The organism is Sorangium sp. So ce204, assembly GCF_051526795.1.
In the GTDB taxonomy this organism is placed as follows: domain Bacteria; phylum Myxococcota_A; class Polyangia; order Polyangiales; family Polyangiaceae; genus Sorangium; species Sorangium cellulosum_B.
Map to the genome: position 1 here is coordinate 3,240,227 of NZ_CP150317.1, position 16,622 is coordinate 3,256,848.

At 68.0% G+C, this 16,622-nt stretch carries 14 protein-coding genes and 1 pseudogene; 2 read left to right on the plus strand and 13 right to left on the minus strand.

Annotation, left to right across the window (positions count from 1 at the left end):
- Position 1: 1 nt before the first annotated feature.
- From WMF22_RS12360 to WMF22_RS12375, 4 genes are all read right to left on the minus strand, one after another.
- Entirely contained in the window at positions 2–409 is a 408-nt protein-coding gene (locus WMF22_RS12360; RefSeq protein ID WP_437977657.1) for a PAAR-like domain-containing protein, read from the minus strand.
- 26 nt (positions 410–435) lie between these two features.
- A complete protein-coding gene (locus WMF22_RS12365) occupies positions 436–1,170 on the minus strand; it encodes a DUF3540 domain-containing protein (protein WP_438035884.1) in 735 nt (244 codons plus the stop codon).
- Positions 1,171–1,174: 4 nt separating this feature from the next.
- Complete coding sequence (locus WMF22_RS12370; protein ID WP_438035885.1) at positions 1,175–2,251, minus strand: pentapeptide repeat-containing protein; 1,077 nt, start codon at positions 2,249–2,251, stop codon at positions 1,175–1,177.
- An 84-nt stretch (positions 2,252–2,335) separates the two neighbouring features.
- A complete protein-coding gene (locus tag WMF22_RS12375) occupies positions 2,336–2,812 on the minus strand; it encodes a hypothetical protein (RefSeq protein WP_438035886.1) in 477 nt (158 codons plus the stop codon).
- A 74-nt stretch (positions 2,813–2,886) separates the two neighbouring features.
- On the opposite strand from WMF22_RS12375, the gene WMF22_RS12380 reads away from it, so the two are divergent.
- Entirely contained in the window at positions 2,887–4,827 is a 1,941-nt protein-coding gene (locus WMF22_RS12380; RefSeq protein ID WP_438035887.1) for a choice-of-anchor D domain-containing protein, read from the plus strand.
- A gap of 71 nt (positions 4,828–4,898) precedes the next feature.
- Here the strand turns inward: WMF22_RS12380 and WMF22_RS12385 are convergent, their stop codons facing one another.
- Complete coding sequence (locus WMF22_RS12385) at positions 4,899–5,177, minus strand: phage baseplate assembly protein V (RefSeq protein WP_438035888.1); 279 nt, start codon at positions 5,175–5,177, stop codon at positions 4,899–4,901.
- A gap of 236 nt (positions 5,178–5,413) precedes the next feature.
- Positions 5,414–5,854, minus strand: coding sequence for a hypothetical protein (locus WMF22_RS12390; RefSeq protein WP_437717235.1), 441 nt, complete (start codon positions 5,852–5,854; stop codon positions 5,414–5,416).
- A 71-nt stretch (positions 5,855–5,925) separates the two neighbouring features.
- Between WMF22_RS12390 and WMF22_RS12395 the strand changes: the two genes are divergently transcribed.
- Positions 5,926–7,857 carry a hypothetical protein gene (locus tag WMF22_RS12395; RefSeq protein ID WP_438035889.1) on the plus strand — a complete coding sequence of 644 codons (1,932 nt, stop codon included), beginning with the start codon at positions 5,926–5,928 and terminating at the stop codon, positions 7,855–7,857.
- A gap of 72 nt (positions 7,858–7,929) precedes the next feature.
- On the opposite strand, the gene WMF22_RS12400 is transcribed toward WMF22_RS12395, so the two are convergent.
- The 7 genes and pseudogenes from WMF22_RS12400 to WMF22_RS12430 all read right to left on the minus strand — a co-directional run bounded on the left by WMF22_RS12400 (position 7,930) and on the right by WMF22_RS12430 (position 16,204).
- Positions 7,930–9,375: a type VI secretion system Vgr family protein gene (locus WMF22_RS12400; protein WP_438035890.1), complete on the minus strand. Its 1,446-nt coding sequence runs from the start codon at positions 9,373–9,375 to the stop codon at positions 7,930–7,932.
- A 78-nt stretch (positions 9,376–9,453) separates the two neighbouring features.
- Positions 9,454–11,130 (minus strand): DUF2169 domain-containing protein, encoded by a 1,677-nt coding sequence (locus WMF22_RS12405; protein ID WP_438035891.1) that lies wholly within the window; start codon positions 11,128–11,130, stop codon positions 9,454–9,456.
- A gap of 234 nt (positions 11,131–11,364) precedes the next feature.
- Positions 11,365–11,550 (minus strand): annotated as a pseudogene (locus WMF22_RS12410) (pyridoxamine 5'-phosphate oxidase family protein); the annotation flags it as partial.
- A 327-nt stretch (positions 11,551–11,877) separates the two neighbouring features.
- Positions 11,878–13,182, minus strand: a complete 1,305-nt coding sequence (locus tag WMF22_RS12415; protein ID WP_438035892.1) for a DUF1552 domain-containing protein — start codon at positions 13,180–13,182, stop codon at positions 11,878–11,880.
- A 9-nt stretch (positions 13,183–13,191) separates the two neighbouring features.
- Entirely contained in the window at positions 13,192–14,853 is a 1,662-nt protein-coding gene (locus tag WMF22_RS12420; RefSeq protein ID WP_438035893.1) for a DUF1592 domain-containing protein, read from the minus strand.
- A gap of 493 nt (positions 14,854–15,346) precedes the next feature.
- A complete protein-coding gene (locus WMF22_RS12425; protein ID WP_012234903.1) occupies positions 15,347–15,754 on the minus strand; it encodes a hypothetical protein in 408 nt (135 codons plus the stop codon).
- Between the two features lie 243 nt (positions 15,755–15,997).
- The gene (locus tag WMF22_RS12430; RefSeq protein ID WP_438035894.1) at positions 15,998–16,204 is read right to left on the minus strand and encodes a hypothetical protein; all 207 of its coding nucleotides are present in this window, start codon (positions 16,202–16,204) and stop codon (positions 15,998–16,000) included.
- Positions 16,205–16,622 lie beyond the last annotated feature (418 nt).

A 16,622-nucleotide genomic window follows, 5' to 3' on the forward strand; every position in this document is an offset into this window, starting at 1 on the left:
CTCAGGGCGCGACCAGGACCTTGGCCTGGCTGGGAGAGTCGTGGAGCCCCGCCGGCATGTTGGCGTTGGCGCCGTTATGCGCCGTCTGCGCCGTGAGGTACACGGCGCCCTTCCCCTCGATCTTGACCTTCGAGCTGCCGCGCTTGAACACCACCTTCTGCGCCACCGTCCCGGAGACGACACCCCCCGCCGTCCCTGCCTGATCGCCGGTGCTGGTCGGTATCTCGGACATCTCGACGACAGCGTGCTTGTTCTCGATCATCACCTTCGTCGAGGTCGCCGTGGCGTTGCTCACCATGGCCATGTTGGGAAACGGTATCGGGATGGGCGGGGCCGGCGGCGCCGGAACCTTGCACACGTCGGGCATGCCCATGCACGTGCCCCCACCCTTCGATCCCGCTGGCATCATCGCGCTCTCTCCTGCTTTTCCTGCCGCTAGCCGAGCAGCACGCGCTCGCCGTCGATGCGCGTGTCTTTCTCCGAGGTGATCGTCGTCCGGCGCCCGAGCAGCTCGAGGGTGCTCGACACCAGCGTGCGAAGGCGCCCGGCGCGCGTCTCGAGGAGCCCTTCCACGTCGTGAAACACATCCTTGGCGCGCTCGATGACGCGGCCGGCGCGCAGCTCCCACTGGCCCACCGCCCAGTCCGCCTTGACGGCATCGACAGCGAGCGCTCCCGCGGAGACGCGCGCCTTCTCGCTCGCCAGCGCGATCGAGTCCTGCGTCAGCTCGATCTTGCTCCCGTCCACGCCCGCCGAGAGGATCACGCGGCCGGCCGGCGCCGAGAGCTCGAGATCGGACGTCGCGGAGATCCTCAGCTCGCCCGTGGCACCATCCAGGCTCGCGACGAGCGCGCCTCCGGGATCGAAGAGCGCGAGCACCTGCCCCTCGACGGTCGCCCTGGCCCCGGAAGGCGCCACGAGCTGGGATGGCTGCGCGGCGTGCACGACGCCCGTCACGTAGACGGTGCCCGAGTCCGCCTCCTGAACGAGCACGCGATCGCCCTTCGTGGGGCGATAACCCGGCACCGCGATGCGGGCCGTCCACTCGGTCTCCGAGCGCGAAACGCCGCGCAGGCGGACGCGCCCCTCCTCCACGCCCAGCACGAGCGCCTCGACCACGGGCTGGACGGACACTCCTCCTCGCTGCGCTGCCCCATGTCCTGTCTTCATGACGTCACCCGCTCGTAGAGAAGTCTTCCGCCGCCGCTCGGTCTGGATCGGTCCCGCGAAGGCCATTTCTGCTCGCGCCCGAGAGCCGCGCTTGGCTCATGTTCGCGCGATGCATGTTCGCGAAATCGAGGATGGCATCGGCCAGCGTGGCGTGGCTCAGGTCCGCGTGGGACAGGTCTGCCCACGAAAGCGACGCGCCCTCCAGCGAGGCGCCCCGCAGATCGGCCTTGCAGAGCCTGGCCTGACCCAGCTTTGCGCCTCGGAGCTGCACCCCCGGCGCCATGATGCGGACGAGCTCGGCGTCCACGAGGATGGCCAGCGAGAGATCGGCCCCATCGAGCCTCGCCTCGGTGAAGTCCGCGCGCTTGCCCTGTAGGCCCATGAGCTTGGCTCGCCGCAGATCCGCCCGCGCGAAGCAGCTCTGGTCCGCCTTGACCCCGCGCAGATCGGCGCCCTCGAGCCTGGCGTCGGACAGGTTGGCATCCTCGAGGCTCGCGCCACGGAAGCTCACACCCGTGCCCTCGACCCGCTCCAGCAGGCACTGGCGGAGCTCGGTGCGCTCGTCCAGCTTGCACGTCGTGAGATCAGCGCCGCTGAAGTCCGCCAGAAAGAAGCGCGCCCCCCGCAGATCGGCCGCGCCGAGCGCGGAGCTCCCCACACGGCACGTCGTGAGATCCAGCCCGGCGAGCGACGCGCCCGCGAGCGTGACGTCCGAGAGGTCCGTGCGGAGGAAGCGCGCCTCGCGCAGATCGGCCCCGGTCAGATCGGCTCCCTCCAGGTTGGCGTCCACGAAGATCGCCTGTGTGAGGTTTGCGCCGAGGAGCCGGGCATCGGCCAGGTCGGCGCCGGTGAAGTCGGCCCCGGCGAGCTCGACCCCCGAGAACTGCGCGCCGGTGAGCCGCGACCCGGCGAGCTTGGCCCCCGCGAGCGACACGCTCACCCACTGCGTTCGCTGGAGGTCCATCTCGCGCAGATCGAGGCCGGCGAGGTCCAGCGCCTCGACGCGCACACCCCGCGCCCTGCCCTGAGCGCAGAGCTCCATCAGATGAGCGCGGTTCGTGACGACGGTGGTTGCGGTCATCGAGGCTCCTCGGCGCTGGCCCGGCGCACGCGCCATCTTACCGGAGGCGCCGGGCGCCCAGGGGGAAAAGTGCACTCCTCCGCGTCACGCGCCGTCGTCTTCTTCCTTGGGACGCTTGATCCCATAGAGCTGCCCGTCGCCGGCGTCGAGCAGCTTGAAGCGCGGCTGTCGCATCTGCGGCGGGATATGCGCCTCCACGAAGCGGTTCCAGTTCGACGCCATCACGCAGAGGGCCTGGAAATACGTCTCGGGGTCGAGCCGCAGCGAGGAGACCACACGCGCGCGCTCCGCTCCGGCGCGCCCATCGAGCGCGTTGCGGCCCGGGAACGGCGCGTGCTCGGTGAACACGACGGCGAACTGGCGCGGCGAGTGCAGGACCTGCACGCCGTTCGCCGCAGCGGGCGTCGCCTCGGTCGACCAGTCGATCGGCATCGCGCCCGGCTCGGCAGGGGTCGCGGTCCCGCCCGCCTTCATGGCCTCCTGCATCTTCATGGCCTCCTGCATCTTCATGGCCTCCTGCATCGCCTTGAGCGCGCGTTCGGCTTCCTCGGGGCTGCTCATGGCAGGCGGCATAGCAGAATGCTGAGCTTGGGGGGTATGGGATCGGTCGTCTCTCCGGCATAATGGTCGCACCCATGACGTCGACCCAGCCGGATGTCCCCTCCACCAGCAGCTCGAGCGCGCTGACCTTCTCCCCGAACCCGCTGGGCTTCGGTCCCGTGCCCGCGGGGGAGGCCGCCGTGCAGGTGGTCGTGGTGCGAAACGGCACGAGCGAGGCGGCAAATCTCGCGATCGATGCCAGCGCCGCCGAGTTCAGCATCGCGAGCGGCCCGACGACGGTCGACGCAGGGCAGGTGGCCGAGCTGTTCCTGCAGTATCGGTCCGCGGCCGAAGGCACGCACGCGGGAACCTTGACGGCGACGGGCCTGTCGGGCGAGCTCGAGCGCTGCTCGCTGTCCGGCACGACCATCCCGAGCCTCACGATCGATCCCAGCGCGATCGCCTTCGGCGACGTGCCGGTCGGGCAGACCCGCGTGGACTCGCTCTTCGTCACGAACGCGACCGGCAGCGATGTGAACCTCGAGCTGATCTCCGTGGTCGGGGGCACGTTCACGCTCTCGCCCTCGACGGTGCGGAGCACGGCGGTGCCGACGCTGATCGCGGTCACCTACGTGCCGGGCGACGTCGGCGCCGCCCAGGCCACGATTCGTCTCTCCGACGCGCTCACCGCATCGCTCTCGGGAAACGGGATCGTCCCGGAGGAGCCGGACGACGTCAACCTCGTGGCCGCACAACGCTTCAAGGTCGAGGTGCCGTTCGACCGGGCGCGCCTCTTCCTCGGGGCCGGCGTCACCAGCAGCCCGGCGGGCACCTTCTCGAACGTCGACGGCTGCGGCCTCGACGCCGACTCGAACATCTACCTCAGCGCGCGCACCGGCCGTATCTTCGCGCAAGCGGGCACTGACGTCTTCCTCCAGGCCGACGGCGGCATCGACGGAGACGGCTTCGCGCAGCTGCACCAACAAGGATCGGACGGGAAGGCGATCCTCAGCTCGAACGGCGCGACGTACGTCGCGGGAAAGCGCGGTGTCGTCATCAGCGCCGGCGTCAAGGTCGGGCGGAAGAACGGGGATTCGTTCGACGAGAGCGCGCCGGACACGGACAAGATAGACAACTGGACCAAGTTCTTCGCCGCGGTCGACGTGGTCGTCGCCACCAAGCTCGCGTACGACGCGATCAGAAGCTACCTGGACGACCGCAAATCGACGCCGCCCTACAAGCAATGCATCGAGTTCGTCGCCGCGGGCATCGCCTCGACCGCCCCGTTCGTCGGTGTGTTTGGCGCCGCCGGCAAGATCCCGGGCATCACGATGTTCGGGGCGGGCGGCATCTCGATCTTCAGCCCTGCGTACACCGCTGTCTACGGCGTGGGGGGGCTCGCCCTGGTCTCCCTCTTCCCAACGATGTTCGGAATGGTCGACGCGACGATCTGGGCGGGTGACGACGTCGGCATCACGGCCGCGACGGGCTCCGTGAAGGTGTTCGGTAGCGAGTCGGTGAACGTGCACTCCGCGAAAGAGGTGTCGATCGAGGCGTCGACCAACAAGCACCAGACCGGTGGCACGATCGCGCTCAAGGGGAATAAATTCTCGATCGTCGGAATCGAGAACACAGTGCCGCCGACACCGAGCCAGATCAAGATGGGGGCGCAGTCGCTCGAGATCCGGATCGGCGCTGGCTTCATCACGATGGACGCCCAGGGCAACATCGAGCTCGGCACGGGCGACAACAAGATCACCATTGGTCCCGAAGGCATCAAGCTCGACGCCAATCGCGTCACTGCCAGCGGCGGCGCGTCCCGCCTGAGGCTCTCCGACGAGCAGGCGATGCTCCGGTTCGAGGGGGGCGGCACGCTGGGCATCGACCAGGACATTGCCTCTCTGTACAAGGACCGTAACAACGGGTTGTACTTCGCGAAAGAGAAGGCCGTGGTGAAATACAACACAGCGCACAGGCTTGAATTGGACGCGACGGGCTCGTACCTCTTTGGAAAGACCCAGCTCTTGGGGGTTTGATCCCGGTCCTCCGGCGGGGGGCGTCGCTCTTCGCGAGGATGTAGGCGCCGAGCGCTGGCTCCGCGTCGCGATCAGACGTAATCGTCGAGCTCGATGACGATGCCCGAGACGGTCCTGATCTGGTTGACGTGCGCGTTCGAGGCCGTGACCGGGGATGGCGCCGACTCGTTGGGGATGGCCCCGACGATGATCGGCCTGTCAGGATCGCCGTCGATGAACCCGAGCAGCACCTCCGTGCCCGGCTTGACAGGGAAATGCATGCCGTAGCCCGGTCCTGCGTGCGGCTGCGCCATGCGCACCGGCCGCGACGCCTTGGCGCCGCCGCCCGCCTCGGTGTCGACGTACTCCACGACGCCTCCCGCGTACGCCGCAGGAAGCTCGTGATGCGCGGTCAGGTCGATGCGCGGAGGTCCAGCGCCTCGACGCGCACACCCCGCGCCCTGCCCTGGGCGCAGAGCTCCATCAGATGAGCGCGGCTCGTGACGACGGCGTCTGCGGTCATCGTGGCTCCTCGGCGCCGGCCCGGCACACGCACCATCCTACCGGAGGCGCCGGGCGCCCAGGGGGAAATGGTCCCTCCTCCGCGTCACGCGCCGTCGTCTTCTTCCTTGGGACGCTTGATCCCGTAGAGCTGCCCGTCGCCGGCGTCGAGCAGCTTGAAGCGCGGCTGTCGCATCTGCGGCGGGATATGCGCCTCCACGAAGCGGTTCCAGTTCGACGCCATCACGCAGAGGGCCTGGAAATACGTCTCGGGGTCGAGCCGCAGCGAGGAGACCACACGCGCGCGCTCCGCCCCGGCGCGCCCATCGAGCGCGTTGCGGCCCGGGAACGGCGCGTGCTCGGTGAACACGACGGCGAACTGGCGCGGCGAGTGCAGGACCTGCACGCCGTTCGCCGCGGCGGGCGTCGCCTCCGTGGACCAGTCGATCGGCATCGCGCCCGGCTCGGCAGGGGTCGCGGCGCCGCTCGCCTTCATGGCCTCTTGCATTGCTTTGATCGCGCTCTCGGCGTCTTCGGGGCTGCCCATCCGGGCCGTATAGCAGAAGGCTGCGCTTAGGGGTATGGGCCGGGGCCGTCTTCCGGCATAGTGGGCGCGCCATGACGTCGACCCAGCCGACCGCCGACCCCACCAGCAGATCGGGCTCATTGACCTTCTCCCCCGCCGCGCTGCGCTTCGGGCCCGTGCCCGCAGGGGCGGCCGACGTGCGCGTGGTCGTGGTGCAGAACGGCACGGACGAGGCGGTAAGCCTCGCGCTCGATCCCGGCACCGCCGAGTTCAGCGTCCTGAGCGACACGACGACCGTCGACGCCGGGCAAGAGGCCGAGTTGTTCCTGCAATACCAGTCGGCGGCCGAAGGCACGCACAGGGCGACCCTGACGGCGACAGGCCAGTCGGGCGAGCTCGGGCGCTGCGCGCTCTCCGGCACGAGCATCCCGAGCCTGGCGATCGAGCCCAGCGCGATCGCCTTCGGCGACGTGCCTGTCGGGCAGCGCCGCGTGGAGGTGCTCTTCGTCACGAATGCGACCGGCAGCGACGTCGAGCTCGTGCTGAGCCCGGAGGTCGGGGGCACGTTCACGATCTCACCCGCGAGGGTGCCGAGCACGTCGGTGCCGACGGTGATCGCGGTCACCTACGTGCCGGATGCGATCGGCCCCGCCCAGGCCACGCTCCGCCTCTCGGGCTCGCCGCTCTCCGCATCGCTCTCGGGGACCGGTGTCGTCCCCGGCGACCTCGACTTCGTGGACACGGACGCACAGCGCTTCAAGGTCGAGGTGCCGTTCGACCACGCGCGCCTCTTCCTCGGGGCCGGCGTCACCAGCAGCCCGGCGGGCACCTTCTCGAACGTCGACGGCTGCGGCCTCGACGCCGACTCGAACATCTACCTCAGCGCGCGCAACGGGCGTATCTTGGCGCAAGCGGGCGGAGACGTCTTTCTCCAGGCCGACGGCGGCGAAGCTGGAGACGGCTTCGCGCAGCTGCACCAGCAAGGATCGAGCGGGAAAGCGATCCTCAGCTCGAACGGCACGGCGTACGTGGCGGGAAAGGGCGGCGTCACCATCAGCGCCGGCCTCAAGGTCAAGCGGGACGACGGTGCAACGTTCGACAGCACGCCGGACACCGGGGCGATTGACGCCCTTGCAATCACCTTCACCGTGTTCGACATGCTCGTCGCTAGCAAGCTCGCCTACGACGCGGTGCAGAGCTACCGGGAAGATCGCGCCGAGACGCCGCGCAGGAAGCAGTTCCTGGAGATCGCCGGCGCGGCCGTGGCCTGCTCCGCCCCCGTCTTCGGCGCGTTGGGCGCCGCCGCCGTGGTCCCGGGCGTCACGCTCTTCGGGGCGGGCGGCATCTCGATCTTCAGCCCCGCGTATACCGTCGTCCACGGCGTGGCGGGGCTCGCCCTCGTTTCCTTGTACCCGGCGATCTTCGGCCTGATCGACGCGACGATCTGGGCGGGGGACGACGTCGGCATCACGGCCGCGACGGGCTCCGTGAAGGTGTTCGGTAGCAAGTCGGTGAACGTGCACTCCGCGGAAGATGTCTCGATCGAGGCGTCGACCAACAAGCACCAGACCGGTGGCACGATCGCGCTCAAGGGGGATGCGATCACGATCGGCAGCCGCAAGGGTTCAGCGAAGGAGCCGCGCACGAGTCTAATCCTCCTCGAAGCGGCAACGTCGCTCCAGATCGACGTCGGCGCTACGGAGGCTGAGGGCACCATCGAGCTCAACGTGGGCGACAACCAGCTCCGCATCACACATGACGGCATCGAGATCCATGCCAAGAAGTTCTCCGTCTTTGCCGGAAAATCTTATCTGGAGCTCTCCGACAAGGACTTGACGCTCAACTTCGAGGACGGCGGCCAGCTGGTCCTGAACCAGGAGAGCGCCGCTCTGGAGCGACGCGGCGCCGGCGCGGTGATTCTCTCGCAGGGTAAAGCCGTGCTGCAACACACCAAGGACAGTCGGCTCCGCTTGGACGCCAATGCCCTGAATTTCAATGGCAAAAAGCACAACCTCGGCAGTTGATCCCGGCCCTCCGGCGGGGGTCGTCGCTCTTCCCGAGGATGTAGGCGCCGAGCGCTGGGCTCCGCGTCGTGATCAGACGTAATCGTCGAGCTCGACGACGATGCCCGAGACGGTCCTGATCTGATTGACGTGCGCGTTCGAGGCCGTGACCGGGGATGGCGCCGACTCGTTGGGGATGGCCCCGACGATGATCGGCCTGTCAGGATCGCCGTCGATGAACCCGAGCAGCACCTCCGTGCCCGGCTTGACAGGGAAATGCATGCCGTAGCCCGGTCCTGCGTGCGGCTGCGCCATGCGCACCGGCCGCGACGCCTTGGCGCCGCCGCCCGCCGCCGTGTCGAAATGGAACTGGACGGTGTACCTGCCCTTCGGATCGATCCGCGCGCGCCGCCCCACCGCGTTCGACTCCACGACCCCGCTGAGCAGCCCGTGGATCCGCGGCCTCGGCGTGATCCTGGGCGGCCTGTACGCGCGGCCCGCGGGGATCGCGCGAAACGAGTTCCTGTAGGAAGGCGCGCTCTCGACGCCGCCGTGCCCCCCCACGACCTGGTTCGCCTCGTGCTCGACCTCGACGAGCAGGAGGCCGCTCTCCTCCACGTGGCGGTGTCCCTCCAGCGTGAACCGGAGGCCGGCGCCGAAGGCGGGGAGTTCGCTCTCCCCGACATAGACATCGCGCGTGGACTGGCGCTCTTCGGCGCGGACCCGAGCGAAGAATTTCCCTTCTTCCGGCGTCTTGAAGTGCGTGCCGTACTCCACGACGCCTCCCGCGTATGCCGCGGGGAGCTCGTGGTGCGCCGTCAGGTCGATGCGCGGATGTCGATAGTTGTAGTCCTGTACGACGTACCCGGCCGGGATGAGGCGTGTCTTCACCTCCAGCGAGAAGACGTCGCGCTGCTCGCCCCTGGGCCGGAAAGGCACGTCGCCGCCGTCGCCCACGGCGCCGAACCCCGCCATGTGATCGGTGAGCACCAGCACCTCGCGCTCCTCGCCGTGCTCGAAGAAGAAGCTGATCCCGAGGTGCTCCGCGAGGCGCGAGATGAACGCGAGGTCGCTCTCCCTGTACTGCACGACGAACTCGCGCGGCGGATAGGCCTCGAGGAGCCGCTGCTGGAAATCCGCCGCGATGCCCACGAGCTCGATCTTCTGCTGGATCATCTGTGGGATGGTGAGATCCATCAAGATCTCCTGCGTCTCGACCAGCGTGAGGCGCCACGCGCGCGGGACGAGGAGCAGATCGTAGCTCCGGTGCTCCGCCTCGACCTCCAGGCGGTCCACGAGCTCGGCGATCATGCCGTGAACACGCCTGAGCACGACGCCGTCCCGCTCCATGACGATCGTCACCTCGGCGCCCACGACCTCGTCCCTCGGCAGCCCCTCGGGATCGAGGCACACGATCGAGAGCTGGAACGAGAAGAGCTGCGAGATGGCCTCACGGCCGCGGAGCGTGCGGACCCGCACGTGATCGCAGCGGAACGCCGCGGATTCCAGGCGGATGGTGAGCGGGTGTTTTGCCGACATGGATATCAAGAAACCGCGGAATGCCGACCACGTCAAGCGATACGGCCATTCTCGCCCGATGTTCCGCCGCGATGGCGGTCACCGGGTGAAGCGGCCGTAGAGCACGCGCTTCACGTCCACCGAACGAACGGGAGCCTCCGGCGCTCGCGGCGGTGGCTGCGGCGCCGGCGGCGGAGGCTCACCCTCGGAGAGGGCCGCCGGCTCCGCCGCGTAAAACCTCCTGGGCGCGGCCCCGGCGGCCCGCGGCGCCGCGGGGCTCGGGGGCACCGCCGAACCCGCCGGCGACGCCTCGGGCCCCGGCGCCGCTTGCAGCGGGCTATCGGGCAGGGGAGGCTCCGCGGCCGGCGAAGCAGCGCCGTCGCGCTCGACGGCAGGCGCGCGGTGCGCTGGTTCTTCGATCTCGGCGGGAGATGCGCCGCGAACGGGGGGCGGCGCGCCGTCCGACGGACGATTCACCACGAACGGCAGCGCGTCGCGCTCCGGCACCTGCGACCCCATCCCCGTGGCGGAGGGGAAAGGTTGCGTGAGGAGGACGTCTTCGCGTCCTCGGCGCCGAGGCAGAGGCGCCGGCGCCGGTGGAAGCGCCGGCGGCAGGTCCGGACGGAACGGCAGCGTGGCGGCCTTCGGGCGCGGCGCCCCCTCGGGCTCATCCTCCAGCGGCACGGTGTGGAGCAGGCGCGCCTTCGAAGGCGCACCGCCGTGCCGCGCGGCGCCGGCGGTGGCCCCGGCCTCCGACTTGCCGGAGACCGCGGGGATCGGCGCCGGCTGCGCCCTCGCAGCCGGCGTCGAGCTCTCGGGCCATGACCGCGGCTCTCCCTCGACCTCCACGGACGCGACCGCTCGCAGGGACGCGAGCGCCAGGCGGCTGGGCAGCGCGAGTTGCCCGCGCCACACGAGCGTGCACCGCTCCTGATCGGCGTCGATACGGAGCGTGTCCGCGGTGAGCACGAGCGTCCCATCCGAGATGCCGTGTTCGGTCAATCCGGAGACGCTCGCGAGGCCGCGCGCGCGCGGCACCCTCGTGGCGAGGCGCGGCACGCCGGGGCGCACCCCGTGGAGCACGATCCACTCACCGCCGCGCAGGCGGTCGAGCCGCTGGTCGGGCGGCGCTGCCTGGAAGTATTCCCACGCAAAATCATCGGGGATGTCCGCGAACGGAGCTTCGATGCTCGTCCTCTGGCACGCGCCGAGGAGCTTGCGCCGGGAGGGCCATGTCCCGCCGATCGGGCCGAGACACGCGGGCCTGCGCGGCTCGGCCGGCGCGACGAGGTTGGGCTGCCCGTCACCGGGGAGCGCCCCCAGACCGACGGGGTTGTCGAAATACCCCGCCCCGCCGAACGCCCGCTCGTACACGAGAGGAACTCGCTGGAATGCCGCGGTGTGGCGGACCACGAGCGACTTCTGCAGGAGCGTGCGCCCCTCGTCGGCCACGGCCAAGCCCACCTGCACCGACCGCGCAGGCGCTTCGGTGGGTGAGTAGGCGTGTCCCGTCAGGACGACATCGACCTTGGTCAGATGAGGCGCCAGATCGCGGGTGATTCGGGCGCTGCTGCTCGGGTCGTCGTGATGCGGGACGTCGTGCTCGACGATGCGCTCGGGCTCGACCCGTCGCATGGTGCCGTCGGGCACGAGGCAAAATGTCGCCTTGACCACGATCGTCGCATGGATACGGCCCCGATAGCGCCAAGCGATGGCCGCGGCGGCGCAGCCCGGTGCGGTCGCGATCGCGTCATTCGAAAACAGCCCGCCGCTCATTTCCTCTCCTCTCGTCGTGTCTCCGGGCGCCTCACCCGCGAGGCGTCAGGGGGACCCGGATGCACCTTGACACCATGTTCCGTAGAAGGAAATGGCGAACCTTCGCCCGTGGGAAGCTCGGCGGGGACGAGGCCTGGCGAGGAGAGGGTCAGCGGAAGGATCACGCATTTTCCGACGGCGGGGGCAGGCCCGGCAGGCCGTCGATGCTCGTCGTGTTCTTCTCCAGCCGATAGCGCCGCTGCCGGTCAGGTCGAGGTAGGCCACGGTCCGCGGGTCGAGCACGCGGAAGGTGTCGTGCCCCTTCGGCGACAGGTTGACGTGCCCGCCGCTGCCCGAGGGGGCGGAGGCCACGAAGAAGAGGCGCTGCTCGGCCAGGAAGCCGATGAGGTCGTCGTCCAGCTCGGAGAAGGTTCGTCCCATGGGTCCTCGTGGGCGGCGGACTGCCGCGTCGCGCGGCGTCGTAGGGGCGGCGCGGCGATGAGGGGAGGGGGAGCGCGCCGAAAGGACCGTCCTTCCGGACCTCTGGCGCCCATGCGCCATGGCGTGGTCGTCCTCGCTGAGGGGCGGTGTGTCAGCACCTGCGGATGCGTGTGGCGCTAGACGAACCCGCTCTGAGCGTGGATTTCGCGCCTACGATGCCGACGGGCGCGCGCGCCTTCACTCCACAGCCTGCGGGGCTCGGTCACGGGATTGGGAACCCGCGGAGCGGCGCGGCACTGCCGTTGTCGCGCCGCGATCGGCCGCCAGCTAAGTGATGAGCGGACCTCGACACCAGTCAGCGCGGCCGACAGACGTCACGTCCATGCCGATCGCCCGGGCAATGCTGACATAAACGTCGTTGTGATTGCGCCCACCGGCGTCGAGCAGGCGCCCGGTCGCCCAAGCACCTCCACAGCTGCCGGCAACCACGAAAGGTGCGTGTTGGGGCGGGTGGTCGGTCTCGGCGAAGTTCTGGCCGGAGCCCAACTGGCTGCTGCCGTTCTGGGTGCAAAGAACCGCTGCGGTGTTGTCGAGCACCGAGAACTCGCCGTCGGAAAGGCCTTTCAGCTTTTCGATGAAATAGCGGAACTCTCCCGCGAAATAGGCCTGGAGCCGGGTGATTTGTTGTCCAGGAGCGCCGTCCGGATCGCCGTGTGAGACGGAGTGCCAGGCTGAGATATCGATGTCACCGAACTTGACGGCTTCGTTGTTTTCGCCGCCGCCCCACATCATGGTCGCCACGCGAGTGATGTTGCAGGCGAAAGCCATCGCCATGATGTCGAGATACAGCCGGCTGTGCTCCGGCATGTCGTTCATCATGGTGTCCTTGCTGAGCAGCGTCGACCCGATCTGCTTGCACGAGCTCTCTGTGGGGATGCTGCCGCCGACATCGCGTTCGAGCGTGCGCAGCGACTCGAGGTAGAAGTCCATCTTGGAGGCTTCCTCCGGCCCGAGCCGCCCGCGGAAGGACCGGACATCGTCCTTGATGAAGTCGAGCACGCTCTGACGGCGGAGCAGCGCCTGCTCGGCGGCGTTCGGCGTGTCCATGGACATGCCGCCCCCGCTGATGCGGTCGGCGATGCGCTGATACGCAGCCAGCGGGTTTTTCACGCTGGGGATGAACCTGCCATCGACCTGAGACAGTCCGGGGATGACGCCGCCGTCGCCGGACGTCTGACCGACCGCGATCTCCAGCGATGCCAGGGGGGTCGTGTCCTTGAGGAACCTGGCGAACTCCTGGTCGATGCTGGTCCGCGCGCCGAGGCCGAACACCGAAAACGACGCCGAGCGGTGCGCGTTACCGCCGTCGCGTTTGAGCGTCAGGTTCTTGAACACCAGGATGTCGTCGCGCACCGCTTCGAGCGGCGCCATGTGCGGCTTGAGCACGAAATTTCTTTCGCCTCCGGTCGGCTCCGATTGATACTGAGAGCCATTTGCGTAGCCGAACATGGCGACGCGCGTGATTCGCGGAACGGTTTGGGCGTAGAGGTTGTCGGCCAGCCCAGAACAGAAGATCGTTCCGTAGCCGAGGCCACGAAGCATCGTACGCCGGGAAAATTTTACGTTGCGCATGGCGAACTCCTAGTTCCTCCGGTCGATGAAGCTGGGCGACGCGATCACGCTCAGCACCAATTGATCAATCGCGTGCTGTGAGCGCGCAAATTCGTCCACGAGGCGCTCCTTCTCACAGGCGTCGAGCTCCGGCAAGTCGTATCCTGAAGCGTAGGCGGCGAACTGCTGGGCGAAGCAGCCGTAGACATCCGGCTTTTGCGCCAACTCGTCCACGAGCTCCACGAAGTTGGAAAACACGATTCCGGGAAGCGCATTCTCCTCGCTCGGCAGCGGCAGGCTGCCGCTTGCATCGATCGGCTGCTCGTGCTCCGTCGTTCTGTAGCGACCGATAGCATCGTAGTTCTCGAGCGCAAAACCGATTCCATCGAACAGATCGTGACAGACGGCGCAGCCCGGACTCGCATGAATGCCGAGTCTTTGCCGACCCGTGGCGTCCGGTTCGGCAAAACGGCCGGGATTCGGAATACCGCCGGGCGGCAGCGGCACGCGGTGGCATAGGACCTCTGCGCGGACGTAGGAGCCGCGCCCGACGAGGCCCGTATCTTGGCTGTGCGCGTGGCCCCAGAGAAACGGTAGCGAGGTGAAGATGCCGCGGCGTTCCGTCGGATTGAGCTCGCGACGCACCATGGCGTCGCCGGTCACCCCGCTCAAACCGTAGAGCGGAGCGGTGCGCTCGTTCACGAACGCGTACGTGCCCGTGAACAGCGAGTCGAAGCGACGATCCGCTCCCTCGTCGAAGAGTACGCTGTTCGTGAACAGGCGCAGCTCTTCTTTCAAATCGGCGGTCAGCTCGGGCGTCACCATCGGAAAAACGCTGGCCTCTTTCACCGAATTCGAGAGACTCTCGAGCTCCAGCCACTGCTCGAAGAAGTGGTTCATGGCCGGCGCCGCCTTGTCGCGTGCATCGAAGAGGCGCTTGGCCTGGGCCAAGAGCGCTGTACGGTCGCGCAGCTCCCCTTGATCTGCGAGCGCGGTGAGCTCAGCATCCGGCGCGCTATCCCAGAGCAGGTACGAGAGCGACGAAGCGATCTCGTGGTCCGTCAGCGTCGTCACCGCTCCGGTATCCTTCACCGTGCCGAGCTCCGTGCGGTGCAGGCTGTTCGGCGACATGAACAGCGCCTCCACGACGCTCTTGACGCCTCCGGCAGGACCTTCGCCCTGCGCAGCGGTCTTGGCGAAGAGCGCGCCGAAGGAGGTGACTTCAGTCGTCGAGAGCGGGCGGCGCCAGAGCTTTTGCCCCGTTGCGGTGACGAAACCGTCCAGGCAAGGGCCAGGAGCCAAGCTGTCGACGTCGCAAGCGATCCCGAACTTGTCGGGGTTCTGCAGCGCGTGCGCCCCGAGCTCTTCACCGACGGCGAAATATACGTCGGCGAGGAGCGGCGCGATTCGCAGGTCTGAGGCCTGGTTGGCGAAGCCGTCGAGCCTGGCCTCGTTCGGCAAGTTCGCGAGCGCTGCCGGCTGGATGTCGAACTCGTCGCGCAAGGTGTTGGCAAGCTGGGTGTTGGTCAACCGCCAGATGCGCGGTTTGGCCAGCGCAGGGGGGGCGCCACACTCGGCCGCCGGCGGCGTCTCGGCCGCCGGGGCCGTCTCGCCCTCGACTCCCAAGACGCCCGTGCACCCGCTGGCCACGACGATCGCGAGCGGCGCCGCAAGGCCAAACGAGCGGCTCATGAGTGAACGTAGTACACCGATTCGTTTTGCGATTGGCATGAAACGCTCTTGCTAGGATGAAATGTTAGAGGAAGCTGGGTGAGGCTAGGAAATCCAAGCGCGATCCGAACATCGAGCTCCTTGTAGTTGCGTCTCCGTTGATGGTTACAATGGCGGCGTTCGTGATCAAAATTGACGTCGCTCCCGGGGTTCAGCGCGAGTCGCCGCGCCACAGCCAGAGCAGCGTCTGCGCGATGACGCCGCCGTCGCCGTGGCGGGCGTCGCGCGGAGCTTGAACCGTCGCATACCGGTGTTCGGTGTCCCAGCCGACCGGAAGTATCCATCACGGCGCGCACGCACCTGCCACGCAGGTTCCAGATCTCCGTTTGGCGGACCCGCTCGCACGGAGCTGTCCGGGCCAGCGCTCGCCTCGGCCCGGCGGGACGGCCGGGGCTGCCAGGAGAGCGCGCGCCCGGCGCGAGGAGCGGAGAGGGGGATAGCAGAGAGAGGCGCCTCAGAAGGCGGCGTCGCGGAGCTTCGCCTTGTACTCCGCCTTGTACAGATCGTGGCAGGCCTTGCAGCTCGCCTTGGCGCCGTCGATATCGCCCTTCTTGGCCTTTTCCGCGCCATCCTTCGAGATCGCGACCCACTTGGGCATCCCGGGCGGCGGCTTCGACGCCACGTATTCCAGCGCCGACGCGATCTTCGCGCCGTCGCCGCTCGTGGTCGCCGACTGCATCACCGTCTTCATCCAGCCCTGCATCGGACAAGCCTTCTGTCCTTTTGCACCGCAGCCAAAATCCTTCCCCTCGGCAACAGAACCGGGGACGTCCGCGGTCCCGTTCGCGGCCCATGCTGCGCCCGCAAAACCAATGCCGACGCTCATCAACACCGCGCTCATCAGCTTCATGCTCATCGACATCCGACGTCTCCTGTCATGCAAGAAGCAACCTCAGCCAGGTCATGGCAGCTCGGAGAATCGTATTGTGAACGTTCACATGTCTGGCGTCAACCAGGTTCGGTCGACGCGCGGCTATCCTCGATCCCGATGGGCGCGCAGCGGCGGCCGGCCGCGGCGCCCGAGCGCGGAGTGTTGACGCGGCGCGCTGGAGGAGCCCCGCCAGCCTTGCCCTCCCTCGGGCTCGGGGATATCCCCGCCGACCCATCAATTGGCGTTGACACCGGCCATGTGATCGTTCACATTCCCCTCGACAGGGTTCCTTTTGCTTCGCTTCGGGCGGGTTGTCATGCGCGCCGAGACCTTCGTCATCTGATCGGTCTTGGCACCGATCCCGTTCGGTCGGTCATCACGGAAGCGATCGCCGATCGATGGTGCTTGGCGTTTTGTCAATTTCAATGCGCTGGAGACCACGGCAAGCCTCGGTTCGGCTGTCGTGAGATCTATTGTCCACTGGAATTCTCCGAGATCCGGCAAGGCGGCCGGACGGCAACTTTGGGTGCGGCGTGACCTATGTTGCGGCGGGCTCTGGTCAGCCCCTCCTCGGGTGCACGGTGTCATCACATCGGCCCGTCCGGGATCAGGTGCTCCAGGTTCCGTCACACTGCGGGACCTGCGGTTGACGGACAAATTTTCGATACGACCCCCCTGGAAAAGCGACGCTACGCCAGCAACTTATCCATGCATCGAAGGGGCCGCCTTCACTCCACAGCCTGCGTAAGCTCGTCCAGGTCCCCTGTAGGCTGACGCGCGGGCAAGCCCCGGTTGACGTCTCTGCCGCTAGCGAGAGGCCCGTGCGCAAACCCATTAGAACTACAACGCTGTTCCTTTC

What these genes read in the sequence shown, in the direction of transcription:
- WMF22_RS12360 (WP_437977657.1), bottom strand. Translation starts at nt 409, where the DNA reads ATGATGCCAGCGGGATCGAAGGGTGGGGGCACGTGCATGGGCATGCCC.
- WMF22_RS12365 (WP_438035884.1), bottom strand. Translation starts at nt 1,170, where the DNA reads ATGAAGACAGGACATGGGGCAGCGCAGCGAGGAGGAGTGTCCGTCCAG.
- WMF22_RS12370 (WP_438035885.1), bottom strand. Translation starts at nt 2,251, where the DNA reads ATGACCGCAACCACCGTCGTCACGAACCGCGCTCATCTGATGGAGCTC.
- WMF22_RS12375 (WP_438035886.1), bottom strand. Translation starts at nt 2,812, where the DNA reads ATGAGCAGCCCCGAGGAAGCCGAACGCGCGCTCAAGGCGATGCAGGAG.
- WMF22_RS12380 (WP_438035887.1), top strand. Translation starts at nt 2,887, where the DNA reads ATGACGTCGACCCAGCCGGATGTCCCCTCCACCAGCAGCTCGAGCGCG.
- WMF22_RS12390 (WP_437717235.1), bottom strand. Translation starts at nt 5,854, where the DNA reads ATGGGCAGCCCCGAAGACGCCGAGAGCGCGATCAAAGCAATGCAAGAG.
- WMF22_RS12395 (WP_438035889.1), top strand. Translation starts at nt 5,926, where the DNA reads ATGACGTCGACCCAGCCGACCGCCGACCCCACCAGCAGATCGGGCTCA.
- WMF22_RS12400 (WP_438035890.1), bottom strand. Translation starts at nt 9,375, where the DNA reads ATGTCGGCAAAACACCCGCTCACCATCCGCCTGGAATCCGCGGCGTTC.
- WMF22_RS12405 (WP_438035891.1), bottom strand. Translation starts at nt 11,130, where the DNA reads ATGAGCGGCGGGCTGTTTTCGAATGACGCGATCGCGACCGCACCGGGC.
- WMF22_RS12415 (WP_438035892.1), bottom strand. Translation starts at nt 13,182, where the DNA reads ATGCGCAACGTAAAATTTTCCCGGCGTACGATGCTTCGTGGCCTCGGC.
- WMF22_RS12420 (WP_438035893.1), bottom strand. Translation starts at nt 14,853, where the DNA reads ATGAGCCGCTCGTTTGGCCTTGCGGCGCCGCTCGCGATCGTCGTGGCC.
- WMF22_RS12425 (WP_012234903.1), bottom strand. Translation starts at nt 15,754, where the DNA reads ATGTCGATGAGCATGAAGCTGATGAGCGCGGTGTTGATGAGCGTCGGC.